This is a genomic window from Streptomyces sp. NPDC047117 (assembly GCF_040643545.1).
In the GTDB taxonomy this organism is placed as follows: Bacteria; Actinomycetota; Actinomycetes; order Streptomycetales; family Streptomycetaceae; genus Streptomyces.
Genome location: NZ_JBEYUN010000010.1, coordinates 37,096 through 62,342, shown reverse-complemented (window position 1 = coordinate 62,342; position 25,247 = coordinate 37,096). Strand labels below are relative to the sequence as shown.

General features: G+C 71.5%; 27 protein-coding genes and 1 riboswitch. Of the genes, 12 read left to right on the top strand and 15 right to left on the bottom strand.

The window, feature by feature from the left end; all coding sequences use genetic code 11:
- Positions 1-238 precede the first annotated feature (238 nt).
- Positions 239-397, top strand: a complete 159-nt coding sequence (locus ABZ840_RS20620) for a hypothetical protein (RefSeq protein WP_361561504.1) — start codon at positions 239-241, stop codon at positions 395-397.
- Between the two features lie 35 nt (positions 398-432).
- Here ABZ840_RS20620 and ABZ840_RS20615 read toward each other — a convergent pair whose 3' ends face one another.
- Positions 433-1,107, bottom strand: coding sequence for a class I SAM-dependent methyltransferase (locus ABZ840_RS20615; protein ID WP_361561503.1), 675 nt, complete (start codon positions 1,105-1,107; stop codon positions 433-435).
- Between the two features lie 339 nt (positions 1,108-1,446).
- On the opposite strand from ABZ840_RS20615, the gene ABZ840_RS20610 reads away from it, so the two are divergent.
- Positions 1,447-2,697 carry an MFS transporter gene (locus tag ABZ840_RS20610; protein ID WP_361561502.1) on the top strand — a complete coding sequence of 417 codons (1,251 nt, stop codon included), beginning with the start codon at positions 1,447-1,449 and terminating at the stop codon, positions 2,695-2,697.
- 56 nt (positions 2,698-2,753) lie between these two features.
- Here ABZ840_RS20610 and bioD read toward each other — a convergent pair whose 3' ends face one another.
- Genes bioD through bioB form a run of 3 tightly spaced genes read right to left on the bottom strand, consistent with a single transcriptional unit; the run spans position 2,754 to position 6,016 of the window.
- Positions 2,754-3,446: a dethiobiotin synthase gene (gene bioD / locus ABZ840_RS20605; protein ID WP_361561501.1), complete on the bottom strand. Its 693-nt coding sequence runs from the start codon at positions 3,444-3,446 to the stop codon at positions 2,754-2,756.
- A 16-nt stretch (positions 3,447-3,462) separates the two neighbouring features.
- The gene (locus ABZ840_RS20600) at positions 3,463-4,767 is read right to left on the bottom strand and encodes an adenosylmethionine--8-amino-7-oxononanoate transaminase (RefSeq protein ID WP_361561500.1); all 1,305 of its coding nucleotides are present in this window, start codon (positions 4,765-4,767) and stop codon (positions 3,463-3,465) included.
- Positions 4,760-6,016: a biotin synthase BioB gene (gene bioB, locus ABZ840_RS20595; protein ID WP_361561499.1), complete on the bottom strand. Its 1,257-nt coding sequence runs from the start codon at positions 6,014-6,016 to the stop codon at positions 4,760-4,762. Before bioB ends, ABZ840_RS20600 begins: the two co-directional genes overlap by 8 nt.
- 144 nt (positions 6,017-6,160) lie before the next feature.
- On the opposite strand from bioB, the gene ABZ840_RS20590 reads away from it, so the two are divergent.
- The gene (locus tag ABZ840_RS20590; protein ID WP_361561498.1) at positions 6,161-7,348 is read left to right on the top strand and encodes an 8-amino-7-oxononanoate synthase; all 1,188 of its coding nucleotides are present in this window, start codon (positions 6,161-6,163) and stop codon (positions 7,346-7,348) included.
- A gap of 63 nt (positions 7,349-7,411) precedes the next feature.
- On the opposite strand, the gene ABZ840_RS20585 is transcribed toward ABZ840_RS20590, so the two are convergent.
- Positions 7,412-7,648, bottom strand: a complete 237-nt coding sequence (locus ABZ840_RS20585; RefSeq protein WP_361561497.1) for a DUF397 domain-containing protein — start codon at positions 7,646-7,648, stop codon at positions 7,412-7,414.
- Positions 7,649-7,683: 35 nt separating this feature from the next.
- Entirely contained in the window at positions 7,684-8,556 is an 873-nt protein-coding gene (locus ABZ840_RS20580) for a helix-turn-helix transcriptional regulator (protein WP_361561496.1), read from the bottom strand.
- 256 nt (positions 8,557-8,812) lie between these two features.
- Between ABZ840_RS20580 and ABZ840_RS20575 the strand changes: the two genes are divergently transcribed.
- Entirely contained in the window at positions 8,813-9,277 is a 465-nt protein-coding gene (locus tag ABZ840_RS20575; protein ID WP_361561495.1) for an ATP-binding protein, read from the top strand.
- A 204-nt stretch (positions 9,278-9,481) separates the two neighbouring features.
- On the opposite strand, the gene ABZ840_RS20570 is transcribed toward ABZ840_RS20575, so the two are convergent.
- From ABZ840_RS20570 to ABZ840_RS20550, 5 genes are all read right to left on the bottom strand, one after another.
- The gene (locus ABZ840_RS20570) at positions 9,482-10,120 is read right to left on the bottom strand and encodes a GNAT family N-acetyltransferase (protein ID WP_361561719.1); all 639 of its coding nucleotides are present in this window, start codon (positions 10,118-10,120) and stop codon (positions 9,482-9,484) included.
- Positions 10,121-10,138: 18 nt separating this feature from the next.
- Positions 10,139-10,798, bottom strand: coding sequence for a DUF4328 domain-containing protein (locus tag ABZ840_RS20565; protein ID WP_361561494.1), 660 nt, complete (start codon positions 10,796-10,798; stop codon positions 10,139-10,141).
- Positions 10,799-11,105: 307 nt separating this feature from the next.
- Positions 11,106-11,648, bottom strand: a complete 543-nt coding sequence (locus ABZ840_RS20560) for a C40 family peptidase (RefSeq protein ID WP_361561493.1) — start codon at positions 11,646-11,648, stop codon at positions 11,106-11,108.
- 3 nt (positions 11,649-11,651) lie between these two features.
- Positions 11,652-11,882, bottom strand: a riboswitch (cyclic di-AMP (ydaO/yuaA leader).
- 302 nt (positions 11,883-12,184) lie between these two features.
- Positions 12,185-12,499 (bottom strand): hypothetical protein, encoded by a 315-nt coding sequence (locus tag ABZ840_RS20555; protein WP_361561492.1) that lies wholly within the window; start codon positions 12,497-12,499, stop codon positions 12,185-12,187.
- Positions 12,500-12,503: 4 nt separating this feature from the next.
- Positions 12,504-13,175, bottom strand: a complete 672-nt coding sequence (locus tag ABZ840_RS20550) for an ATP-dependent Clp protease proteolytic subunit (RefSeq protein ID WP_361561491.1) — start codon at positions 13,173-13,175, stop codon at positions 12,504-12,506.
- 65 nt (positions 13,176-13,240) lie between these two features.
- Here ABZ840_RS20550 and ABZ840_RS20545 point away from each other — a divergent pair, with 65 nt between their 5' ends.
- Positions 13,241-13,555, top strand: coding sequence for a type II toxin-antitoxin system Phd/YefM family antitoxin (locus tag ABZ840_RS20545; RefSeq protein ID WP_361561490.1), 315 nt, complete (start codon positions 13,241-13,243; stop codon positions 13,553-13,555).
- 41 nt (positions 13,556-13,596) lie between these two features.
- On the opposite strand, the gene ABZ840_RS20540 is transcribed toward ABZ840_RS20545, so the two are convergent.
- Entirely contained in the window at positions 13,597-14,544 is a 948-nt protein-coding gene (locus tag ABZ840_RS20540) for a M28 family metallopeptidase (RefSeq protein ID WP_361561489.1), read from the bottom strand.
- A 437-nt stretch (positions 14,545-14,981) separates the two neighbouring features.
- On the opposite strand from ABZ840_RS20540, the gene ABZ840_RS20535 reads away from it, so the two are divergent.
- The 7 genes from ABZ840_RS20535 (at position 14,982) to ABZ840_RS20505 (ending at position 21,350) form a co-directional block, all read left to right on the top strand.
- Entirely contained in the window at positions 14,982-15,284 is a 303-nt protein-coding gene (locus ABZ840_RS20535) for an urease subunit gamma (protein WP_030257914.1), read from the top strand.
- 17 nt (positions 15,285-15,301) lie between these two features.
- The gene (locus ABZ840_RS20530) at positions 15,302-15,613 is read left to right on the top strand and encodes an urease subunit beta (protein ID WP_361561488.1); all 312 of its coding nucleotides are present in this window, start codon (positions 15,302-15,304) and stop codon (positions 15,611-15,613) included.
- Positions 15,606-17,327, top strand: coding sequence for an urease subunit alpha (locus tag ABZ840_RS20525; RefSeq protein ID WP_361561487.1), 1,722 nt, complete (start codon positions 15,606-15,608; stop codon positions 17,325-17,327). Before ABZ840_RS20530 ends, ABZ840_RS20525 begins: the two co-directional genes overlap by 8 nt.
- 64 nt (positions 17,328-17,391) lie before the next feature.
- Complete coding sequence (locus tag ABZ840_RS20520; RefSeq protein WP_361561486.1) at positions 17,392-18,066, top strand: urease accessory UreF family protein; 675 nt, start codon at positions 17,392-17,394, stop codon at positions 18,064-18,066.
- Positions 18,067-18,127: 61 nt separating this feature from the next.
- The gene (gene ureG / locus ABZ840_RS20515; protein WP_361561718.1) at positions 18,128-18,829 is read left to right on the top strand and encodes an urease accessory protein UreG; all 702 of its coding nucleotides are present in this window, start codon (positions 18,128-18,130) and stop codon (positions 18,827-18,829) included.
- A complete protein-coding gene (locus tag ABZ840_RS20510; protein WP_361561485.1) occupies positions 18,826-19,659 on the top strand; it encodes an urease accessory protein UreD in 834 nt (277 codons plus the stop codon). The genes ureG and ABZ840_RS20510 overlap by 4 nt, the downstream gene beginning before the upstream one ends.
- Before the next feature lie 110 nt (positions 19,660-19,769).
- A complete protein-coding gene (locus ABZ840_RS20505; RefSeq protein WP_361561484.1) occupies positions 19,770-21,350 on the top strand; it encodes an alpha/beta hydrolase in 1,581 nt (526 codons plus the stop codon).
- Positions 21,351-21,410: 60 nt separating this feature from the next.
- Here ABZ840_RS20505 and ABZ840_RS20500 read toward each other — a convergent pair whose 3' ends face one another.
- The 3 genes from ABZ840_RS20500 to ABZ840_RS20490 form a co-directional block, all read right to left on the bottom strand.
- Positions 21,411-22,109, bottom strand: a complete 699-nt coding sequence (locus ABZ840_RS20500) for a lysophospholipid acyltransferase family protein (protein WP_361561483.1) — start codon at positions 22,107-22,109, stop codon at positions 21,411-21,413.
- Between the two features lie 143 nt (positions 22,110-22,252).
- Entirely contained in the window at positions 22,253-23,455 is a 1,203-nt protein-coding gene (locus ABZ840_RS20495) for an acyl-CoA dehydrogenase family protein (RefSeq protein WP_361561482.1), read from the bottom strand.
- A 36-nt stretch (positions 23,456-23,491) separates the two neighbouring features.
- Positions 23,492-25,129, bottom strand: coding sequence for an AMP-binding protein (locus ABZ840_RS20490; protein ID WP_361561481.1), 1,638 nt, complete (start codon positions 25,127-25,129; stop codon positions 23,492-23,494).
- Positions 25,130-25,247 lie beyond the last annotated feature (118 nt).

The window sequence follows — 25,247 nt, the reverse complement described above, 5'->3', positions numbered from 1 at the left end:
GAAAGCGAACGAGCCGCCACAGTAACCGGACCGAATCAGGCAGGACCGAAGGACGCCTCCGGGGAAGGGGCGCACCGAACGGACTGCCGCACACGGATGGGGTGGGAAGAGAAGTGTGGGCTGTGATGGTGCGGTGAGGGCGCTGCAGGTGAGGCAGGGCGACCTGGTACTCATTCAGGGCCAGTGGCGGCAAGTCCAGTCCGTTAGAGCGGATGTGCGGGCAGGGGGAGGGCCGGCCGTGGTGCTGGTCTTCCAGCGGGGCTCGGCGGCGCGGGTCCGCGCCGCCGACGCACTCGCCGTACAGCGCGGCACCAAGCCCTCGCGGGCGCAGGTGGCGTGCACGACCGTACGTACCCCCGCCGCACGACGCGTCGGCGCGGCCGGTGAGGCCCGCTGACCGTCCCGCGGACGCGGCCGGCGTCCGGAGACGGCCTACGCCACCGTCTCCGGACGCCGCGCCGTGCCCAGCACGGCCGGCGACGACGGCAGCGTCACACCGCCCGGCGGTACGCGCAGCCGCCGGTGCCGCTCCACGGTGAAACCGGCGTCCCGCAGCGCCGCCAGCGAGTCCCGCGACGTGTGACAGCCGCCGTTCAGCAGCGGCCACAGCGTCCGGTCGGCGGCCCGCTGCACCGCGCGCAGCCCGCGCCCCTCGGCCCGCACGTGCTCGAAGAACCGCAGCTCCGCACCGGGCCGCAGCACCCGCCGCAGCTCCGCCAGCGCGCGCTCCACGTTCCGTACGGAACACAGCACCAGCGCCACCACCGCGGCGTCGAACGCCTCGCTCTTGACCGGCAGCGCCTCGGCGACCGCCGGCACCACGTCCACCGGCACCTCGGCACGCGCGGCCTCGGTACGCGCCGCCCGCCGCAGTGTCGCCTCCGGCTCGATCGCCACCACCTCCGAGACGGTCCCCGGATAGTGCGCGAAGTTCAGCCCGCCGCCCGCGCCGATCTCGATGACCCGCCCCGACAGCCCCGCCAGCAGCTCGCGACGGAGCGGCCGCACCCCGCCGTGCTCGTCGGCGAGCGGCCCGAGCCGCGCGTAGGCACGGGCGAAGAGCGGATGGTGCACGGCGGTCCGGTGTCCTCTGTTGCGCAGCGACATGCCTCGCCCTTCCCGTACGCACGACAGCGGCTCCGGTTTCCGATTGTGCCGTGGGTGCCCGAGTTCGTCGCGGGTCGCGACCGCGTGTACCTGACACTGACCGGCCGTCCTAGAATGGCGCCTCGGCCGCGTCGGCGCTGAACGGCCTGCTTCGCGATTCCTGGCAGGGCCCCTCCCTCTCCCCGCCGAGGAGAGCGTCTCCCGTGAGGAAAACCCTCCCCCAAGGAGACCCGTGACGGGGCCCCTCCCCCACCTCCGCCACACACTCCCGAAGCTACCGCCCGCCACTGACAACCGACGCACGCCCAGCCCCACCGTCAGTACGACAGAGCAGGACGCATGCCGAACCACCCCGCGCCAGCGGTCGAGGACGCCCACCCGAGCGCGCCTGAGGCCACCACCGACGCCTACGCCCGCAAAGCGGTACTCGCCTCCGCCGTCGGCTACGGCCTGGAGGGCTTCGACCTCCTCATCCTCAGCTTCGCCCTCTCCGCGATCACCGCCGGACTGCACCTGGGCCCCGCCCAGGCGGGCTCGCTCACCACGATCACCCTCATCGGCTGCGTCGCGGGCGGCCTCCTCTTCGGCGTGCTCTCCGACCGCCTCGGCCGCATCCGCGTCCTGACCTGGTCGATCATCCTCTTCGCCGTCTTCACCGGGCTCACCGCGCTCGCCCAGGACTTCACCCAGCTCTCCGTTGCCCGCTTCGTCGCGGGCATGGGCATCGGCGGCGAGTTCGGCATCGGCATGGCACTCGCCGCCGAGGCCTTCCCCAGCCGCAAGCGCGCCCGCGGCACCTCGTACGTCGGCCTCGGCTGGCAGACCGGCGTCCTCGCCGCCGCCCTGGTCTCCGCGCCCGTCATCGAAGCCTGGGGCTGGCGCGCCCTCTTCGCGCTCGGCGTGCTGCCCGCCGTCGCGGCCTTCCTCTTCCGCCGCACCATGCACGAGCCCGCCGCGTTCACCGAGGCGAAGACCGCCGAACGCCCGGCCACCGCGCCGCTCCGTTCCCTGGTCGCCACCCCGGCCGCGCGCCGCGCCACCCTCGGCGTCCTCGTCCTGACCTCGGTACAGAACTTCGGCTACTACGGCATCATGACCTGGCTGCCGAGCTACCTCTCCCAGCAGTTCGGCTACAGCCTCACCAAGTCCGGCGCCTGGACCGCCGTCACCGTCGTCGGCATGGCCTGCGGCATCCTCGCCTTCGGGCACCTCGCCGACCGTATCGGCCGCCGCCCCACCTTCTGGATCTTCCAGGCCGGCTCGGTCGTCACGGTCCTCGCGTACGCCACGCTGTCCACGCCCACCGCGCTCCTCATGGGCGGCGCGGTCATGGGCGCGTTCGTCAACGGCATGACCGGCGGCTACGGCGCGCTCATCGCCGAGCTGTACCCGACGCACGCCCGTGCCACCGCGCAGAACGTCCTCTTCAACGTCGGCCGCGGCATCGGCGGTTTCGCCCCGCTCGTGGTCGCCCTGGTCGCCACCACCTACGGCTTCCAGAAGGCCATCGGCCTGCTCGCCGTCATCTACGTCCTGGACATGGCGGCAATGCTGCTGATTCCGGAGCGGAAGGGTGCGGAGCTGGAGTGATCCGCGTCTACGACGAAGGGGCACCGGCTCGCAGCCGGTGCCCCTTCGTCGTACCGCTAGCCCTGCCAGGTCCCCCCGAGCCGCGGCGCCAGCCAAGATGCCGCCTCCGCACGGAACCGGGCAGGCGCCAACCCGCCGGACCCGGCCGGCACAAGGCCGAGCAACGGCGCCCCCGCCGACCGCGGCAGATCCTCCAGATTGCACCGCGAGGCCAGATCCGGCTCCGCGGGCCAGCTGCCGACGACCACGCCCGCGCACGCGATGTCCATCGTGCGCAGCGCGAGCGCCGTCAGCGCTGTGGAGTTGAGCGTGCCCAGGCCCGCCTGGGTCACGACCAGCATCGGCGCACCGGCTGCCCGCGCCGCGTCGGCGAGCGTCGCGCCCGCCTCGTCGAAGCGGACCAGCAGCCCGCCCGCGCCCTCGACCAGCACGAGGTCGTGCTCGGTGGCCAGCTTGGCCGCGGCCTCGGCGATCTCGTACGGCCGCAGCGTCGGCATCCCGGCCCGGCGGGCCGCCGTGTCGGGCGCCAGCGGTTCGGGATAGCGGGCGAGTTCGGCGGTGGTGACGCCGGACCCCGCCAGCCGCGCGACCTCGGCCACGTCGCCCGGTTCGCCCGGCGCGACCCCGGTCTGGGCGGGCTTGAGCACCGCGACCGACCGGCCGCGCGCCAGCTCCGCCGCCGCGACGGCCGCCGTGGTGACCGTCTTGCCGATCTCCGTGCCCGTGCCCGTGATGAACAGCACCGACATGTGAACCGTGTTCCTCTCAGCCCTCGCGCGCGGCAGCGCACACCGCGGCACAGATACGGGCGATGTCCTCGTCGCCGGTGATGTACGGCGGCATCGTGTAGATCATGTCGCGGAAGGGGCGCAGCCAGACGCCCTCGCCGACCGCGGCCCGGGAGGCGGCCGTCATGTCGACGGGACGGTCGAGCTGGACGACGCCGATGGCGCCCAGTACTCGTACGTCCCGAATGCCCGGGATTGTCTTGGCCTGTTCCAGCCCGTCCCGCAGCCCGGCCTCGATCCGCTTGATCTCCTGGCGCCAGTCCTGCGCGAGCAGGACGTCCAGCGAGGCGTTGGCGACCGCTGCGGCCAGCGGGTTGGCCATGAACGTCGGCCCGTGCGCGAGCACCGGCACCTCGCCGCGGGAGATCCCGTCGGCCACCCGCGGTGTGCACAGGGTTGCCGCCATCGTCAGATAGCCGCCGGTCAGCGCCTTGCCGACGCACATGACGTCCGGTACGACGTCCGCGTGCCCGGCCGCGAAGAGTTCGCCGGTCCGGCCGAAGCCGGTGGCGATCTCGTCGAAGACCAGTAATACGTCGTGCGCGTCGCACGCCTCGCGCAGCACCCGCAGGTACGCGGGGGAGTGGAAGCGCATGCCGCCCGCGCCCTGCACGACCGGCTCGACGATCACCGCGGCCAGCTCCTCGGCGTGCGCGCCGATCAGCTCTCGCAGGTGGTCCGCGTACGCCTCGTCCGGCGGCGCGTCGAAGCCGGCCGGCGGCTCGTCGGCGAAGACCTGCCGGGGCAGCACCCCGGACCACAGGTCGTGCATCCCGCCGTCCGGGTCGCACACCGACATCGGCTGCCAGGTGTCACCGTGGTAGCCGCCGCGCCAGGTCAGCAGCCGCTGCTTGGCCGGGCGGCCCAGCGAACGCCAGTACTGCAGGCACATCTTGGCGGCGACCTCGACCGAGACGGACCCGGAGTCGCACAGGAAGACGTGCTCCAGGTCGCCCGGCGCGATGTCGGCGAGGCGCTTCGCGAGCCGGACGGCGGGCTCGTGCGTGAGCCCGCCGAACATCACATGGCTCATCCGGTCCAGCTGGCCGCGCGCGGCCTCGTTCAGCACCGGGTGGTTGTAGCCGTGGATCGCCGACCACCAGGACGACATCCCGTCGACCAGCTCGGTGTGGCCCTGCACCGGTTCGGCGGTGCGCAGCCGGACCCCGGCGGCGGACTCGATCACCAGTGGATCGTCCGTGCCGGGCATCGGGCCGTACGGGTGCCACACGTGCTGCCGGTCCAGGGCCAGCAGGTCGCGCACGTTCATCGGATCAGGCATTGGGCGGCAGGTCGGTGCCGGCGCCGCGGCGGCGCACCGAGACCAGGTCCGTACGGACACCGTCGGCGTCCCGCGCCTCCGCGACCGCACCGGCGGGCACCGGCTCGGGCTCGGCAGCCACCGGCTCCGGCTCGGCACCGCCGTCACCGCACGGCCCGCAGCCACCGCCGCCACCGTGTCCGCCGCAGCCGCCGGCGGCGGGCTCCTCGGCGTGGCTGCCGCAGTCGGCCGCGGCCGGCGCGTCGGCGCGGTGCGCGGGCAGCGTGGTGGTGCCGGCGCCCTCGACCTCGAACCCGGCGTCCTCGATCATCGCCAGGTCGTCCTTGCCGGCCTGGCCCTCACTGGTGAGGTAGTCGCCCAGGAAGATGGAGTTGGCCAGGTGCAGCGCCAGCGGCTGGAGCGTCCGCAGGTGCACCTCGCGCCCGCCGGCCAGCCGTACCTCCACGTCCGGGCAGACGAAGCGGACCATGGCCAGGATGCGCAGGGCGCGCTGCGGGGTGAGGTGCCATTCCTTGGCCAGCGGAGTTCCCTCGAAGGGGATCAGGAAGTTGACCGGTACCGAGTCCGGGTCCAGCTCGCGCAGCGAGAAGACCACGTCGACCAGGTCCTCGTCGGTCTCGCCCATGCCCGCGATCAGGCCGGAACACGCCGACATGCCGGCCGCCTGGGCCTGCTGCACGGTCGAGACCCGGTCCGCGTACGTATGGGTTGTGGTGATCTGTCCGTACTGCGCCTCGGACGTGTTGAGGTTGTGGTTGTACGCGTCGGCGCCCGCGTCCCGCAGTCGCGACGCCTGGCCGTCGGAGAGCAGGCCCAGACAGGCGCAGACCTCCACGCCCTCGTTCTGCTCCTTGATGGCCGAGATCGTCTGCGAGACCCGGTCCACGTCCTTGTCCGTCGGCCCGCGGCCGCTCGCCACGAGGCACACCCGCTTGGCGCCGCCCGCGACGCCGGCGGCGGCCGCCTTGGAGGCCTCGTCGGGCTTGAGCCAGGTGTACTTGAGGATCTCGGCCTTCGAGCCCAGGCGCTGGGAGCAGTACGAGCAGTCCTCCGGGCACAGGCCCGACTTCAGGTTGACCAGGTAGTTGAGCTTGACCCGCCGCCCGAACCACTGGCGGCGGACCTTGCCCGCCGCCGCCACGACGTCGAGCAGCTCGTCATCGGATGTCGCCAGTACGGCGAGTGCCTCTTCGCGGGACGGCGACTCGCGCCGCAGCCCCTTCTCCACCAGAGCGTTCAGCAGGTCCATGGCGAAGATCCTGGCTTACGGCACCGGCCCCGGCCAAGGAGGATTCCGACAACGCCGCAGGTTGGGGGTGTGTGTATTGCCACACCGTAGACAGGCGTAACGACCGCTAACGTCTATCGACAGCCAACAAACCCGAGGATGCCGATGCCTGCCGACCCCGCCGCCGTCCCGTCCGGTGACGACCCCTTCGACTGGATCGACGAGGCGCGTGAAAAGCGCCGCAGCGCAGGGCTCGTACGGACCCTGAAGCCGCGCCCGGCCGACTCGGCCCTGCTGGATCTGGCGAGCAACGACTACCTCGGCCTCGCCCGGCACCCCGAGGTCACCCGGGCCGCCGCGGCCGCCGCGCACCGCTGGGGCGCCGGCGCGACCGGCTCCCGGCTGGTCACCGGTACCACGGAGCTGCACGCCCGGCTCGAAGCCGAACTGGCCGAATACTGCGGTTTTGAAGCGGCTCTGGTGCTCTCTTCGGGGTACGCGGCCAATCTCGCGGCCGTCACCGCGCTCACCGGGCGCGGCTCCCTGGTCGTCTCCGACGCCGGGAACCATGCCTCGCTCATCGACGGCTGCCGGCTCTCGCGCGCCCGTACGGCCGTGGTGCCGCACAGCGATCCCGAGGCGGTGCACAAGACCCTCGACGCCGCGCGCGCCGAACCGGACCACGAGGGCCGCGCCGTGGTCGTCTCGGACTCGGTCTTCTCGGTGGACGGCGACGCCGCGCCGCTGGCCGCGTACGCCACCGCCTGCCGTGCGCACGGCGCGGCGCTGCTGGTGGACGACGCGCACGGGCTGGGCGTCCTGGGGGAGGGTGGGCGCGGCGCGCTGTGGGACGCGGGCCTGGCGGGGGACCGGGACGTGGTCGCCACCATGACCCTCTCCAAGTCCCTGGGCAGTCAGGGCGGTGCCGTGCTCGGCCCGGCGAAGGTCATCGAGCACCTGGTCAACACGGCCCGTACGTTCATCTTCGACACGGGGCTGGCGCCGGCGGCGGCCGGTGGCGCGCTCGCCGCGCTCCGGCTGCTGCGCAGGGAGCCCGAGCGGGCCGGCCGGGCCCGTGCCGTGGCCCGTACGCTCCACCGGCGGCTGACGGCCGCGGGGCTCGCCGCGGTCCTCCCGGACGCCGCCGTGGTGTCCGTACGCGCACCCTCGCCCGAGCAGGCGGTGCAGTGGGCGGCGGACTGCCGCGCGGCCGGTCTGGCCGTCGGCTGTTTCCGCCCGCCGTCCGTTCCCGACGGCATTTCGCGGCTGCGGCTGACCGCCCGCGGGGACCTGACCGACCGCCAGATGGACGAAGCGGTCGGCGCGATCCTTTCGACCGCACCGACCGCTTGAACTATTTCCCCGGAACCGGTCGCTGAATTTTATTCTTGAACCGGTCCCTCGAAGGTGTCCGGATCAGCCCGCCTTTGTGGGCTCACCGGTGTGCAGGGCGTCGACAAAAGCCCGCCACGCGGAGCCCGCGAACAGCAACGCGGGCCCCGAAATGTCCTTCGAGTCGCGAACGGCGAGAGTTTCACCGTTGACCCGGGCGGTCTCGACGCAGTTGTTCATTCCCGTACTGCGCGTGCTGCGCACCCAGCACGCGCCCGTAAGGGCGGTGCTGGCGGGTACGTACCGCGGCGATGCCGTCATGTTGGAGCCTCCTCAACGCGCCCAGACCAGGCCACTCAGCCGTCAGCGATCTGGGCAATCAAAGCCGATGATTCCTCGCATGAGAGGGCGTGCCCCCGCAGCGTGTCGAATGCATCGCTGTACGCCCTGAGGTCCTCTTTGCGTTCGAGGTAGAGGCTACTCGTCAAATGGTCGAGAACCACCACATCCAAGTCAGCAATGAGCGGAAAGGAGAAGATAACGAAAGGGCCGGTGATGCCGATGTGGACACCGGCTGCAAACGGCAGCACCTGCAGCCGCACGTGCGGCAGTTCCATGACCTGAAGCAGATGCCGCAATTGGTCCTTCATCACCTCCGGGCCACCCGCCGGACGGCGTAGGACGGCCTCGTCCAATACGGCTGAAAGGTTCAGTGGAGCGTCCCCGTCCAGCACGTTCTGACGCTCCATGCGGACACCGACCAGCGCATCGATTCTGCTCTGCGGCAGGTCGGCCAGGGCCGCCCGGGTGACCGCCCGTGCGTAATCCGGGGTCTGCAGCAGCCCCGGTACCACCGTCGTCTCCAGCGTCCGCGCGTGCGAGGCGCCGGCCTCCAGGCTGATGAAGTCCCGGTACTGCGGCGGCAGCAGGTCACGGTAGGTGTGCCACCAGCCTCGTCCCGCGTCCCCTCCGCCCCCGCCGCCCGCGTCCTGGCCGCACAGCGCGGCCAGCAGCGCCCGCGACTCCTCGTCGTGCACGTTGTACGCGTCCAGCAGCCGTTCCACGTCGGCCGGACGCACTCCGCTCCGGCCGGTCTCGATCCGGCTCACCTTCGACTGGTGCCAGCCCACAAGGCGGGCGGCCTCGCCGCTGGTGAGCCCGGCCAGATTCCGACGGCGCCTCAACTCCGCACCGAGCTTGCGACGGCGCACTGCGGGACCGTGGTGCATGAACCCTCCTCACGGATAACCGCGACTCGTCATAACTGACACCGATGCGTCAGTGTGCCGCCCAAATACGGTCTCGCGTAGCAGAGTTCACCGCTTCGAGCGACAGATATATGCATATCTTGGTGGATGGCTCACGGCAGGGGCAGCATGAGTGGCAGTCTGGCGCAAAGCAGCGGCACGGGGCCGATTTTCGGACCTGATCATGCCTCTGCGCAGCGGAGAGACGGCCTTGGGCGGGAAAGGGACGGGCGCGGCGATGGCAGACCACCAGGAAGCATCACTGACCCTGCCGAGCGCGCCGGAGTCCGTACCAACGGCGCGCAGATACGTTACTGGAGTCCTCTCGGGGTGGGACGAGGCGGGTGGCGCGGAACGCGCGGACCTCCACGACACCGTGCTGCTCATCGTCTCCGAACTGGCCACCAACGCTGTCGTCCACACCCTCGGCAGATCCCCGGCCTTCACCGTCGTCCTCCACCTCGACCGGGACGAAGTGCTGACCATCGGTGTCACGGACAGTCACCCCCGCATGCCGCGCCGGCTCCCCGCCGCCGTTCAGCAGGACAACGGCCGCGGACTCGTCATCATCCGCACCCTCGTCGCGGAATCCGGCGGAAAGATCACCATCGAACCCACCGACGCCGGCGGCAAGACGGTCTGGGTAGCCCTCCCCTGGCCGACCCCGGCCCCGCGAGCCGCTCCCCGCGGCGCGAAGGCGTGACCGACCACCGTGGCGCGAGCGACCACCGCCAATGCGGCCGAGATCATTCGCCGCACGCAGGCGGGGGGCGGAGGGCCGGTCGGGGGTCCGTATGGTGTGCACGCGGGGCCCGTCCCGACGGAGGCCCGGCCGGTATTCCACGTGCGGCCGGTGTCCATCGTGCGACGGGCATCCGCCGTTCAGCCGGTGGCGTCCGGCCGTCGGTCAGCTCTCCCTCATCGCAAGGAGCGCCTCCGCGCCGACCGGGGTGAACCCGGCCGCGAGCAGGGCCCGTACGCTGGCGGCGTTCGCCGGGGCGACCTGAGCCCATAGGGGCCGGTTCGCCGGTACAAGATGGCGGGCAGCCGTCGCCAGCAGCCGGCCGAGCCCATGCCCGCGCGCGGCCTCGGGCACCTCGAACGCCACCTCCCACCGCCCCGCGACACCACGGCCGAGCACCACGACGCCGTGCCCGCCCCCGTCGGTGGTCCACGCCCGTACGTCGTCGCGATGGCGCAACGCGCGTGCGAGGCGCGGGTGGGCCGGATCGCGGATCTCCCGCAGCGCCAACGGCGGCGGCCCCGGGAGCGGTTCGGCGACCGTGAGCATGTCGACGCCCTCGACCGTACGACCGGTACGGTCCGCCAGCGCGGCCAGGAACCCCGGACTCAGCGGAGCCCCCGGCTCCCCCGGCGCGATCCGCTGCCGCACCCAGTCGGGGGAGACGTCGGCACACACGAACGCGCACCCCGAGAACGAGAGGACACCACTGTCGCGCTCCGACACCGGCGGCAGCACGGTGACGCTCCCGTCAGCAGCCGGAAACGCACCGGCGGCAGCCGCGTCCAGCACCTTTCCCCACATGTGGCCCACGCGGCGCCCCTACGCCGGTTCCGGGAGCGTGTGACGCGTGTTGGTAAGCGTGTTGATCCGTACGTGCTGCAGCGCGGTGTGCCGCCACACGAACACGATCGCGAGAACGGCGGCGGCCGCATCCAGCAGATCGGACAGGAACAGGGTCCGCACCGCCGCCCGCAACTCCCCGAACCCCTCGGCTCCGCGCATCTGAGAACTGCCGACAACGCCAAAAAGGTTCGTCGCGACCCACATCCCCCACCAGGCATTCACCACGACATACGAAACACGGCTACCGGGCGGGCTGCTGGCCTTCCAGATGTCCCCGGCGATCTGCCGCGGAAACCACAGATTGACGATCGGGGTGACCCACGCACCGACCGTCCAGAGCCGCCCCCGCCGGTGACCGTCGGGAGTGAAGACCTCGCCATTGATTCTGGTGCGGAAGAACCAGAAGAGGAACGCCAACGCGACAACGGGCAAGAGCTGAACGGAGAGATTCCCGTAAAACGAATAATCCTCATCAGCCGCAGCGAACTCCGCCCCGGAGGACTCGAATGGCTCGAAGTCCGAGCCACCGAAGTCCCCCTTCTCCGCAGCCAATTCACCCAGCACACGCAAATACCGCCCGCCGGCGGCGAGTATCAGCACGTCCACCGCAAGGAACACGCCCAGCAATACCACCACAACCGCCGCCCACCGAACCGGCGAAACAAGCGCCCCGCGTCTCCCACCACTTGCCGCCACCGTCTTTTCCCCAGGCATGGGTGTCCCCCCAGTAATCGCCGAAGCCCCCCTGGCCCCGCCCCGAACGGCACCCTCACGGCCGCCGGCAGAAGCTACGACAACCAACCCGCCCTGTCCACGCAGATATTCGAATCGTTAGGCGTTGCCCACCGGTAGCGCGCGAACGCCGGAGGGCAGTCGGTGGTGCGGAACCCCGGGGAGGCCGCCGCGGTTCGGCTCCCCGGGGTTCCTGGTGGCCTATCGGCCCTTACGCGCGGCCGTACCAGACGCTGCGGGTCCAGATGCGTTCCTTGCGGACCGAGGCCCCGGGCTTGGGGGCGTGCCAGATGCGGCCCTTTCCGGCGTAGATGCCCACGTGGTACACCGAGCGGCCGGAGTGGAAGAAGACCAGGTCACCCCGCTTTCGTGCGGAGGCGCTGATGTGCCGGACGTGGCGGTACTGGGAATCCGCCGTGCGTGGCAGCCGCTTGCCCACGCGCTTGAACGCGTACTGCGTCAGCCCCGAGCAGTCGAAGCTGTGCGGGCCCGTGGCTCCCCAGCGGTACGGCGAACCCTTCTTCGACGCCGCGACCCGCAGCGCCCGGTGGCCGGACCCCGACGAGGCCGCCGTGACCGCGGACGTCGCGGACACCGTCGTGGACGCCGCGGCGGGTGCCGCCGTCGCGTCCGCCGTGCTGCCGGGGACCAGGCCCCCGCCTCCCACCAGTGCCAGCGTGAGCACCGAAACCGCCGCGGCGCGGGACACCAGGGCGGGCACACCAGAAGCAGGATGATCATCGCGCGCAGACATGCGCACTCCTTCGTCAGCCGCCTGCGAAGGAAGACCTGTCGGGTTCGGGCAGGCGAAGATGCCCGGCCGGATGTACTGCCGCCCGAAGGCGGGCACCGGCTTCACCCCAAGGGACCGCCGGCCGCAAGAGCAGCCGGCCGGTGGCCCCGTCGTGCTCGGGTCCTCCGCTCCTGCCGGTCCACGTGTATCGACCAGACGTCCGGGTACGGCGGCAGGATTCGGCGTCCGCCCGGACCGCCCCGCCGCTGTGGCGGGGGCTTGTCGTCGGAGGGATCGTTGCGCAACGCACCGGTGAAGCCGGAGTGGAACATGCCTGGTGTGAGGGTCGTCACGCTTGATCCATTCGGGTGGACAGGGGCTGTGCGTCGAGCGGACCGAGGGCCGTACGCACCCCCGTACCGGCGCGGTCGTACGGTCCGCAATCCGACACGTCGGCGCGGCGCGCAAGTCGAGCCCCGCATCAGTCGCACCCACAGGCACTCCAACGGGCGGAGACCGATCGGGTGCCGGAGGCCCCAGGGAACGGAATCGTCCCGTCATTCCTCAGCAGGCGGCGGGACGGCGACGAGACCGGCCCGCCGCTCCCCGTCCAGCACCCGCAGCGCGCGGGTGAGGGTGTCGGCGTGCAGCTCCGTCTCGCCGCGCTCGTGCATCAGCGCCAGCGCGTCCCGCAGGTCCGCGGCCCGGCCGACGAGTGCCTGCGCGGCCCGCAGTCCCTGGTACGTGCCGTTGCCGCGGGCCGGATTGATCCGCCCCAGCAGGTCCAGCACCTGGAGGTAGCTGTCGATGAAGGCGCCTTCGGCCCTGGTCAGCGCGGGTAGCGGTGGCAGCTCGGGAGGGAGGGCGGCCATCCCCTCACCTCGCGCCGGGAGCCGTACCGGAGCCCGCACCCGGAGCCCCGCCGGACACGCCCGCCGAGGCCTTGCGGCCGCGGGTGACGTCGTCGATCAGCCCGTAGGCCACGGCCTGCCGCGCGTCGAGGATCTTGTCGCGTTCGATGTCGGCGGCGATCTGCTCGCGCGGCCGGCCGGTGTGCCGGGCGAGCAGCTCCTCCAACAGGTCGCGGGTGCGGAGCAGTTCGCGGGCCTGGAGATCCAGGTCGGTGGCCTGGCCCTCGATCGGTTCGCTGAAGGACGGCTGGTGGATGAGGACCCGGGCGCCGGGGAGAGCGAGGCGGCGGCCGGGGTGGCCGGCGGCGAGCAGGACGGCGGCGGCGGAGGCCGCCTGGCCGAGGCAGACCGTCTCGATGGGGCTGGTGACGAACTGCATCGTGTCGTAGATCGCGGTCATCGCGGTGAACGAGCCGCCGGGGGAGTTGATGTAGAGCGAGATGGCCTGGTCGGGGGCGGCGTGCTCGAGGTGGATCAGCTGTGCCATCACGTCGTTGGCCGCGGTGTCGTCGATCGGCGTGCCGAGAAAGACGATGCGCTCGTCGAAAAGCTTGGAGTACGGATCGAGCGTGCGGGCGCCCTGCGTCGTGCGCTCGGTGAACTCCGGGAGGACATAGCGGGCCGTCGGTTCGAGCATGAGGGCTCCTCCTCTTTTCGTTTGTAAAAAATGTACAGGACGTACATCCCGTTAGAATGGGGAGCATGACCTACGAGATTCCGGTGACGCAAGCCCGGGCGGAGCTCGCGGATTTGATCAACCGCGTGGTGTACGGCTCCGAGCGCGTGGTCGTCACGCGCCACGGCAAGCCGTTGGTCGCGCTGGTGTCCGCCGCTGACCTGCAGAGGCTTGAAGATCTCGACCGTGCGGAAGCGGGCGCCGAGGAGGAGGTCATCAGCACCGTCTCCACGGTCCGGCAGCTGCCGGCGTCCGCTCCGGGCGAACGGCGGCGGTTCGGCATCGCCGCGGAGCACCGCGGCCCGGCCGCCGGGGATCGGCGACCGGGCCACGAGGGGTGAGGCGGGTCAGCTACTGAGCCGGCCCTGCGGGGGAGCGGGCGTCAGGAGCTGAGCTCCCAGACCGCGTGCGCGATGGCGTCGGTGTTGGTGTCCAGTGCCTTCTCGTCGATGTTCTTCGTCGTGTCGCAGGACCGGTGGTAGCAGGCGTCGAAGGGCTCGCCCTCCGTGCCGCCCCAGTTCTTGGCCTGCTCGGCGGTCTTCCGGTAGTCGGCGCCGGAGAAGAGGCCGCCGACGGGGATGCCCGCGTCCTTGAACGCCGCGTGGTCGGAGCGGCCGTCGCCCTCGGTCTCGATCTCGGTGGCGATGTCCTTGCTCGCGTACCAGTCCTTGAAGACCTTCTCCAGCCGGGTGTCGTCGTCGTAGACGAAGTAGCCGGGGTTGGGGGAGCCGATCATGTCGAAGTTCAGGTAGGAGTCGAACTTCGCGCGGTCGCCCTCGGCCAGCCCGTCCACGTAGTGCGAGGAGCCGACCATGCCGAGCTCCTCGGCGCCCCACCAGCCGAACCGCAGGTGCTTGGTGGGCTTGAGGTCCGCCTTGGCGACCGCGAGGGCGACCTCGAGGATGCCGGCCGAGCCGGAGCCGTTGTCGTTGATGCCCGGGCCCGCGTCGACGGAGTCCAGGTGGGCGCCGGCCATCACCGTCTTGCTCTCGTCGCCGCCGGGCCAGTCGGCGATGAGGTTGTAGCCCTTGCTGCCGCCCGAACTGAACTCCTGGACCTGGGTCTTGAATCCCGCCTCGTCCAGCTTGCCCTTGATGTAGTCCACGGACGCCTTGTATCCGGGCTGACCGTGGGCGCGGTTGCCGCCGTTGGCGTCGGCGATGGACTGGAGCTGGTCCAGGTCGCCCTTGACGGCGGAGACCGGGATGTCCGGCGCGGCGAGCGGGGCGGTACCGGCCTGGGCGCCGGCCGCGGTGAAGAGCGTGGCGGCGACGGCGGTGCAGGCGCCCGCCGCGAGGACGGCCCGGCGTATTCGTACGGTACGGGTCACGATGTGGCTCCGATACTGGTGTGGGGGGTGGTGTTGCGGAGCTTGCTGTTGTGTTGAAGCGCGTGCGCGACGCGTGAGGCGTGCGAGTGCGCGGACATGAGCATCGTGACTTGTCGATGGGCAGTCAAGAGCGGATAACGAACGCGCTGTTCCGGGCAGCGGAGCGCCAGTCTGTTTTGTCTCTTTCGAGGGACGTGCCGACCGGGCGGGAAATAGCCGCCGAGGGGCCCGGTCCCCAGATTTAACAAGGGATTCACCGCGGTAACGCGGACGACATCGGGCGGAGCTAGCCTGCGAAGTCCGCGCCGATTCATGGAACTTATCTGGAGATCAGTTTGCCTTTCCTTTGTTGAATGTGTGATACATCTACTTAGCGGGTGTGTCTACCCCGTGACCTGGGCCGATGCGGTCTGGGCGCAAGATTTGTGAGGTGGAATATGCAACTGACCCCGCATGAACAAGAACGACTGATGATTCATGTCGCGGCGGACGTTGCCGAAAAGCGCCGGGCCCGCGGCGTACGGCTCAACCACCCCGAAGCCATTGCCCTGCTGACCGTGCACATCCTGGAAGGCGCGCGCGACGGCCGGACGGTTGCCGAGCTGATGTCCTCCGGGCGCAAGGTCCTCACCCGGGACGACGTCATGGAGGGCATCCCCGAGATGATCCACGACGTCCAGGTCGAGGCGACCTTCCCGGACGGCACCAAGCTCGTCACCGTCCACGACCCCATCAGCTGACCCAGGGAGAGCCGAAGATGATCCCGGGACAGATCATCCACGCGGACGCGCCGGTACGCCTCAACGAAGGCCTTCCCGTCACCCGCATGACCGTCCTCAACATCGCCGACCGCCCCGTCCAGGTCGGCTCCCACTACCACTTCGCCGAGGCCAATCCCGGCCTCGACTTCGACCGTGCGGCCGCGCACGGCAAGCACCTGAACGTCCCCGCCGGCTCGGCCGTGCGCTTCGAGCCCGGTATCCCCACCGAGGTCGAACTCGTGCCCCTCGGGGGCAAGCGGATCGTCGCGGGCCTGCGTGGCGAGACCGGAGGCACCCTCGATGGCTGAACTTTCCCGCGCCGCGTACGCCGACCTCTTCGGCCCGACGGCGGGCGACCTGGTGCGGCTGGCCGACACCGACCTGCTGATCGAGATCAGCGAGGACTGGGCGGGCGGCCCCGGGCGCAGCGGTGACGAGGCCGTCTTCGGCGGCGGCAAGGTCATCCGGGAGTCGATGGGCCAGTCCCGGCTCTCCCGCGCGGACGGCGCGCCGGACACCGTGATCACCGGCGTGATCGTCATCGACCACTGGGGCATCGTCAAGGCGGACGTCGGCATCCGCGACGGCCGGATCGTGGCGCTCGGCAAGGCCGGCAACCCCGACACCATGGACGGCGTCCACCCCGACCTGGTGATCGGCCCGGAGACCGAGATCATCGCCGGGCAGGGCAAGATCCTCACCGCCGGTGCCATCGACACCCACGTCCACTTCATCTGCCCCGAGCAGGCGAACGAGGCGCTGGCCTCCGGCGTCACCACCATGATCGGCGGCGGTACCGGCCCCGCCGAGGGCAGCAAGGCCACCACCATCACCCCCGGCGCCTGGCACGTCGCCCGGCTCTTCGAGGCGATGGACGCCTTCCCCGTCAACGTCGGGCTGCTCGGCAAGGGCAACACCATGTCGGTCGCCTCCATGCGCGACCAGCTGCGGGCCGGCGTGCTCGGCTTCAAGATCCACGAGGACTGGGGCGCCACCCCGGCCGTCCTGGACGCCTGCCTCGGCGTCTGCGAGGAGAGCGGCGCCCAGCTCGCGATCCACACCGACACCCTGAACGAGGCCGGCTTCCTCGGCGACACCATCGGCGCCATCGCCGGACGCTCGATCCACGCCTTCCACGTCGAGGGCGCCGGCGGCGGCCACGCGCCCGACATGATCGCCATGGTGTCGGAGCCGAACGTGCTGCCCGCCTCGACCAACCCGACCCGGCCGCACACCGTCAACACCGTCGAGGAGCACCTCGACATGCTGATGGTCTGCCACCACCTGAACCCCGCGGTCCCCGAGGACCTGGCCTTCGCCGAGTCCCGCATCCGCCCCTCGACCATCGCGGCCGAGGACATCCTGCACGACATGGGCGCCATCTCGATGATGTCCTCCGACGCGCAGGCCATGGGCCGCATCGGCGAGGTCGTCATGCGGACGTGGCAGACCGCGCACGTGATGAAGAAGCGCCGCGGCGCGCTGGCCGGGGACTTCGCGGCGGACAACAACCGGGTACGGCGCTACGTCGCGAAGTACACCATCAACCCGGCGATCGCCCAGGGCGTCGACCACGTCGTCGGCTCCGTCGAGGCCGGCAAGCTCGCCGACCTCGTGCTGTGGGACCCGGCCTTCTTCGGCGTCAAGCCGCGGCTGGTCATCAAGGGCGGCCAGATCGCGTACGCGCAGGTCGGTGACGCCAACGCGTCCATCCCCACCCCGCAGCCCGTCCTGCCGCGCCCGATGTTCGGCGCGATGGGCAAGGCACCCGGCGCGAACTCGCTCAACTTCGTCTCCGAGCAGGCCGTCGAGGACGGGCTGGCCGGCCGGCTGGGCATCGCCAAGGAGCTGACGGCGATCCGCTCCACCCGACAGGTCGGCAAGTCGTCCATGCGCAACAACGACGCGCTGCCGAGGGTGGTGGTCGATCCCGACACCTTCACGGTGACCATCGACGACGAGGTGGTCGAGCCCGCACCCGCCGCCGAACTGCCCATGGCCCAGCGGTACTTCCTGTTCTGATGGCCGACTTGACGATGCGTTATGGGACGGCCGCCGGGCGTACCGGCCGGAAGCGGGCCGCCCGATGAGCCGCGCCGCACTGCTGGTCCTGGCCGACGGGCGGTTCCCGGCCGGCGGGCACGCGCACTCCGGCGGCGCCGAACCGGCCGTCGCCGCCGGCCGCGTCACCGACGCCCGCACCCTCGCGGCGTTCTGCCACGGCCGCCTGCACACCGCCGGGCTGGTGGCCGCCGGACTGGCCGCCGCGGCCGCCGCCGGGTGCGACCCGCTCGCCCTGGACGAAGCGGCGGACGCCCGTACGCCGGTACCGGCCCTGCGGGCCACCGCCCGCAAGCTGGGCCGCCAGATGATGCGGGCGGCCCGCGCGACCTGGCCGTCGCCGGAGCTGGACGCGCTCGCCGCGGCCCGGCCCCGCGGCGCCCACCAGCCCGTCGTCCTCGGCCTGGGCGCGCGCTCGGCGGGCCTGGGACCGGAGGACGCCGCGTACGCCGTCGTCTACGAGACGGTGAGCGGCCCGGCCACGGCCGCCGTACGGCTGCTGAGCCTGGACCCCTTCGACGCGACGGCGGTCCTGGCCCGCCTCGCCCCCGCCATGGACGCGGTCGTGGCCGAGGCGGCCGAGGCCGCCGCACGCGTCCCGCTGGAGGGGACCGCCGTCCTGCCCGCCCGCTCGGCGCCGCTGCTGGACATCACCGCCGAGCAGCACGCCGGCTGGCCGGTACGGCTGTTCGCCTCCTGACGGTGCGGTGACGCACCGTCACCGCACCGCACACCACACCTTCCGCACCAACGGAGTTGCCATGCACCTCGACCACGACCTCGACGAGAAGTTCCCCCACCGGCACACCTACAGCGCCGCCGACCCCAAGCGCCCCGACGGCACCCGCCGCGCCGTGCGCATCGGCCTGGGCGGTCCGGTCGGCTCCGGCAAGACCGCCACCGTGGCGGCGCTCTGCCGCGCCCTGCGCGACACCCTCTCCATCGCCGTCGTCACCAACGACATCTACACCCGAGAGGACGCGGAGTTCCTGCTCCGCGAGGCGGTCCTGCCGCCCGAGCGGATCACCGCCGTGGAGACCGGCGCCTGCCCGCACACCGCCATCCGCGACGACATCTCCGCCAACCTGGAGGCCGTGGAGGACCTGGAGGACGAGATCGGTCCGCTGGACCTGGTCCTGGTGGAGTCCGGCGGCGACAACCTCACCGCCACGTTCTCCAAGGGCCTGGTCGACTTCCAGATCTTCGTCATCGACGTGGCCGGCGGTGACGACATCCCGCGCAAGGGCGGCCCCGGCGTCACCACCGCCGACCTGCTCGTCATCAACAAGACCGACCTCGCCCCGTACGTCGGCTCCGACTTGGAGGGCATGGCGCGGGACGCCAAGGCCCAGCGCGGTGAGCTGCCCGTCGCCTTCACCGCGATCAAGTCCGAGAACGGTGTGGCCCCGGTCGCCGACTGGGTCCGTGAGCGCCTCGCCGAGTGGACCGCGGGCCCGGCATGACCCTCGCGCCGCCCCCGCTCGCCTCCGCCGCGCCCGCGGCCCCCGCCGCCGTACCGCCGGCCGCCCGGCAGCTGTGCGCCACCGCCCGTATCACCGCGGTCGCCGCCCCGTCGGGGGAGTCCCGGCTGCCGGTGCTGGACGGCGAGGGCCCGCTGGCCCTGCGCCGGCTGACCTCGCACGACGGGGCGGCCCGGGTCTGCGTGGTCGGCGCCATGAGCGCCCCGGTGGGCGGCGACCACCTGCGTATCGAGGCGGCCGCCGGCCCCGGCAGCGACCTGCGGGTCACCGCGGCGGCCGCGACCCTCGCGCTGCCCGGCCACCACCCGGGGACGGCCCGCTACGACGTGGCGCTGGACGTCGCCGACGGGGCCCGTCTGGACTGGCTGCCCGAACCGCTGATCACCGCGGCCGGCAGCGACCTGCTCCAGACGACCACCGTCGACCTCGCCGCCACCGCCCGGCTGGTGCTGCGCGAGGAGCAGGTGCTCGGCCGGGCCGGTGAGGACACCGGCCGGCTCGCGGCCCGGCTGACGGTCCGGCGCGCCGGCCGGGTCCTGCTGGACCAGGAGACCGCGTACGGCCCCGGGGTGCCCGGCTGGGACACGGCCGCGGTGCTCGCCGGACACCGCGCCGTCGGCCAGCTGCTCGTCGTCGACCCGGCGTACGAGGAGCAGCCCGTACCGGTACGGATCCTGGGGGCGCCGGACGGTGCGGGCCAGGCCGTGGTCACGCCGCTCGCCGGGCCGGCCGCTCTGGTCACCGCCGTCGCGCCGGACGCACTGGCCGTCCGGCGCCTGCTCGATGCGGCCGCGATTCCTACGGGTTGGTAAAGAATAGGCCGCCCGGTCTTTTCATCGGACGGATGTACGAGACAGGATCCCCCTGCAGCTCTGTGATCATCGCCGCCACAAGTGGCGCACCATGCAGGGGGAACAACCACGTGAGACGTACAGCAGCGCTCGGCGCCGCCGGGAGCCTGGTGGCCGGCGCGCTCATAGCCGGCGCCATCGCCGCCACGCCCGCCAGCGCCGGCGTGAACCACCAGCGCGGCTCCGCCGAGGACCGCGGCGTGAAGCTCGCCGCGGCGCGCGCCGCCGATGCCGGTGTCGACTGGCAGACCTGTCCCAAGGACTGGGGCCTGGATGCCCCGATTCAGTGCGGGTTCGTGACCGTGCCGGTCGACTACGCCAAGCCCGACGGCAAGAAGATCAAGATCGCGGTGGACCGGGCCAAGAGCACCGGCACCAAGGGCGAGCGCCAGGGCTCCCTGGTCTACAACCCCGGCGGTCCCGGCGGCTCCGGCCTCCGCTTCCCGACCCGGGTGACGAACAAGAACCCGATCTACGCCAAGATGGCCAAGGCCTACGACTTCGTCGGCTTCGACCCGCGGGGCGTCGGCCACTCGTCCCCGATCTCCTGCGCGGACCCGCAGGAGTTCGTCAAGGCGCCCAAGGCCGACCCGGTGCCGGACAGCGAGGCCGACAAGCGCGCCCAGCGCAAGCTCGCCGCGGAGTACGCCGAGGGCTGCAAGGAGCGCAGCGGCAGCCTGCTCCGGCACATGACGACGCCCAACACCGTCCGTGACCTGGACGTGGTGCGCGCGGCCCTGGGCGACAAGAAGCTCAACTACCTCGGCGTCTCCTACGGCACGTACCTCGGTGCCGTCTACGCCACGCTCTTCCCCGACCACGTGCGCCGGATGCTCGTCGACTCGGTCGTGAACCCCTCGCGCGAGAAGGTCTGGTACCAGGCCAACCTCGACCAGGACGTGGCCTTCGAGACCCGCTGGGGCGACTGGAAGAAGTGGGTCGCGAAGAACGACGCGACGTACCACATCGGCGACACCCCCGAGAAGGTCCAGGCGCAGTGGGAGAAGCTGCGTGCGGCCGCGAAGAAGTCGCCGCTCGGCGGCAAGGTCGGCCCGGCCGAACTCACCGGCTTCTTCCAGAACGCGCCGTACTACGACTCGATGTGGGCGCCGGTCGCCAAGGCGTGGAGCGCGTACGTCGCCGGTGACGAGAAGCCGATCATCGAGAACGCCGCGCCCGACATGAGCGACAAGGCCGGCAACATCGCGTCGGAGAACGGCAACGCGGTCTACACGGCCGTGGAGTGCAACGACGCCAAGTGGCCCACGAGCTGGCAGCGCTGGGACCGGGACAACACCCGCATCCACGAGAAGGCCCCGTTCATGACGTGGTCCAACGCCTGGATGAACCTGCCCTGTGCCACGTGGCCCGAGAAGCAGCAGACCCCGGTGAACGTCAAGACCGGCAAGGGCCTGCCCAGCGTGCTGATCGTGCAGAGCGAGCGGGACGCCGCGACCCCGTACGAGGGCGCCGTCGAGCTGCACGGCCGCCTGGCGGGTTCGCGCATGATCACCGAGAAGGACGCCGGTTCGCACGGTGTCACCGGCCAGGTCAACCCCTGCATCAACGACCGCGTCGACGCGTACTTCGTGGACGGGAAGACCGATGCCAAGGACGTGACCTGCGCTCCGCACGCCACGCCCAAGCCGTAGCGGTCGCGGACAGCACGGCACAGCGCGGGGCGCCCGAGATTCTCCCGGGCGCCCCGTTCGCTAGTGCTGGTGGCCGGACGCCTGCTGCTGTGCGGCCTTGGCGTCGGGTGCGTACAGGTCGACGTACTCCTGCCCCGACAGCTTCATGATCTCGTACATGATCTCGTCGGTGACGGCCCGCAGCGCCGCGTGCTCGGACGACAGATCCGCGTACCGGGAGAAGTCCATCGGCTCCCCGAAACGGATCGTGACGCGGATGGCGCGCGGCAGCCGCCGCCCGGCCGGCTGGGCCTCGAACGTGCCGATCACCGCGCACGGCACCACCTTCACCCCCGCCTCCAGCGCCATCGCGGCGACGCCGGTACGGCCCTTGTAGAGCCGCCCGTCGTGCGACCGGGTGCCCTCCGGGTAGATCCCCAGCAGCCGCCCCTTGCGCAGCACGTTGACCCCGGACCGGATCGCGGCCCGCGACGCCTTCCCGCCCGACCGGTCCACCGGAATCTGCCCGACGCCCCGGAAGAACGCCGCCGTCAGCCGCCCCTTCAGACCAGGCCCGGTAAAATACTCGGACTTGGCCAGAAACGTGACCCTGCGCGGCACGATCGCGGGCATCACGAAGTGATCGGCGAAGGACAGGTGATTGCCTGCGATGATCGCCGCCCCTTCCTCGGGTATGTGCTCCAGCCCCTCCACCCTGGGCCGGAAGACCACCCGCAACAGCGGGCCCAGGAAGACGTACTTGAGCACCTGGTAGAACACGCCCTTGTCCCTCCCTCTGCCGACCGCGGTGAACGCCAGTGTTTCCGCAGGTCAGCTGTGTTGTGAGGGTCAGAAGTGTAAGCGCGTGCACGGGTAGCTGTAACCACGTACAACCGGACGGATGCCGGATCGGTGCGGTGGGGTCACGCCAGGGCGGCGAGGCTCTTCGCGATGCCGTTGCGCTGGATCTCCGACGTACCCGTCAGTACGCGGAACATCCGCATCTTCCGGAACAGGAACTCGATCTCGTTGCCCTGCGTGAGCCCTTCCTTGCCGTGGATCTGCACGGCACGGTCCAGGACGCGGAAGGCGGACTCGGCGACGAACAGCTTGCACATGAAGGCCTCGGTGCGGACATCGGCGCCGCGGTCCAGCGAGGCGAGGGCGGCGTACGTCATGGCGCGCGCCGCGTAGAACTCGGTCGCCATGTCGGCCAGCTGGTGCTGGATCGCCTGCAAGGAGCCCAGCGGGCGGCCGCCGGCCACGGTGCGGTCGCGGGCACGGTCGAGGGTGAGGCGGAGCGCGCGCCGGGTGGCACCGAGCGCGGTCGGGCAGTGCAGCAGCCGGTTGACCGTCACCCGGCCCAGGGCGATGCGCAGGCCCTCGCCCTCCTTGCCCAGCAGGTTGCCGGCCGGCACCCGGCAGTCGTGGAGGACGATGTCGCTCTCGATGTGCTCGCCGGACATCGGCGTCGCCCCCTCCCGCACCTCGCAGCCGGGACTGTCGAGGTCGACCAGGAAGGCGGAGAAGGCGCCCTCGGTCTCCGCCATGCGGGCCACCACGATGGCGAAGTCGGCGAACGGCCCGGCGGAGCTGAACACCTTGTGGCCGCTCAGCCGGTAGCCGTCGCCGTCGCGTACGGCGGTGGTGCGCATCGCACGCACGTCGGACCCGGCGTCGGTCTCCGTCAGCGAGAAGCAGCAGGCCCGCTCGCCCCGCACCACCGGCAGCAGATGGCTGTCGAGCTGCTCCTCCGTCGCGTGGCGCATGATGTCACCGGCGCGCAGCGGTCCGCCCATGTCGCCCAGGACGGAGTGACCGAGGACGCGTCCGCTCGCCGCCACCTCCTCCTTCAGCGCGGCCAGTTCGGTGTGGGAGAGGCTCTGCCCGCCGTACCGCTCGGGCAGGTGGATGCCGTAGAGACCCAGCTCACGGCTGCGCCGCCAGACGGGTTCGAGGTCGGCGCGGGTGAGCCGGGACTCACGGGTGAGGCCGCGGTCGGCTTCGTACGCGGCGAGTTCGCCGTCGAGGTAGTCGCGGAGCCGGCCGACGAGGGCGGCGAGGCGCGGCTCCTCGTACTCGGGCCGCAGGGAGAAGGACGGTGCGAGGGTCGTGTCGGGGTTCATGGACGGGGTGTCTCCTGGTCTCACGGCGGGCGTCTCTCAGTTCACGCGGCGGGCGGCGCCCGCCCAGTACGGCTCGCGGACGGCCTTGCGGTCGAGCTTGCCGTTGCGGTTGTGGGGCAGTTCGGGCACGAAGGCCACCGAGCGGGGCTTCTTGAACCGGTCCAGGTGCCGGGCGCAGAACTCGGTCAGCTCCGCGGCCGTCACGGTGCGGCCGGCACGGGTGACGACGACGGCGTGCACGGCTTCGCCCCAGCGCTCGTCGGGCACGCCGACCACGCACACCTCCTGCACGGCGGGGTGCTCGTAGAGGGCGGTCTCCACCTCGGTGCAGTAGATGTTGAAGCCGCCGGAGATGATCATGTCCTTCATGCGGTCGACGAGGAAGAGATAGCCGTCCTCCCGCATCCAGGCCAGGTCTCCGGTGTGCACCCACCCGTCGCGGAAGGTCCCGGCGGACAGCTCGGGTGCGCGCCAGTACGCGGAGACGCAGTCCGGGCCGCGCACGATGATCTCGCCGATCTCGCGCGGCGGCAGGTCCCGGCCCGCCTCGTCCACCACCCGTATCTCGGAGTCGTAGGCGGCGCGGCCGCAGGACTGGAGCAGCTCGGGATCCTCCGTGACGGCCCGCGCGAGGTCCGCGCTCGGTATCCCGGCGACGACGCTGGTGGTCTCGCCCAGGCCGTACCCCTGCGCGACCACGGGGCCGAAGAGTTCCACCGCCGCGCGGAGCCGCGCGGGGGAGACCGGGGCGCCGCCGATGCGGACGCTGTCGAGGCTGGAGAGGTCGCGGTCGGCCACGCCCGGGGATGCCAGTACGCCGTTGAGCATGGCCGGTACGAGGAACGTGGCGGTGATGCGCTCCCGCTCCACGGTGTCGAGGAACGCCTCCGGACTCCAGGCCGGCAGCACGTGGGTGGTGGCGCCGCCGAAGACCTGGGCGAGCAGGACCATGCCGGTGGCGTGGGTGATCGGCCCGCAGGCCAGGTAGCGGGAGCCGGGCCGGGGACGGGAGTCGTCGCTCATCAGCTGCTTGCGCATGTTGGCCAGCCGGTTACCGAAGGTCTGCACGGCCGCCTTCAGCGCACCGGTCGATCCGGAGGTGAAGTTGAGGACGCACGGGTCGTCCTCCGCGGTGTCCACGCGGACGGCCTCGCTGCTTCCCTCGGCGAGCAGTTGCTCGTAGGGGAGTACTCCGGCGGCGTCCGGTGCGGCATCTTCCGGTGTGGTGGGGTCCGGTGCGGCGGGATCCGTCGTCGTGGCCGTGGGCGCCTCTCCGATCTCGTCGTCCCGCAGCTCCACGGGCAGACAGCCGGTGCCGGCCGCGGCGAGCGCCGCGAGCGCGTCCTCCCGGTGGGCGGTGTCGAAGACGAGCACCCGGACCGGGGCGTCCCGCAGGATGTGCTCGATCTCCCGGCGGCCGAGGCGGGCGTTGACCGGTACGCGCATCAGCCCGGCCTTGTAGAGGGCGAACTCGATCTCCACCAGCTCGCCCCGGTTCCACGCGAGCGAGGCGACCGCGTCGCCGGGGCGCAGCCCCCGTGCCAGCAGCGCGGAGGCCAGCCGGCCGGTCCGCTCCTCCAGAAGCCGGTACGTCCAGGTGCGGGACCGGCAGACCAGCGCGTCGGCATCGGGCCAGTGACGGGCGCTGCGGGTGAGGTAGACGCCGAGGTTCATCGGGCAACTCCAGGCTTCACGCTGACTGTTTCCAGACAGAGTGTTCAGTAACAAATTCAATGTCAAGGGTCTCTAGACTGGGGACCGCGCTCCGGCACGGCCGTGAGCGCGCCGAAAC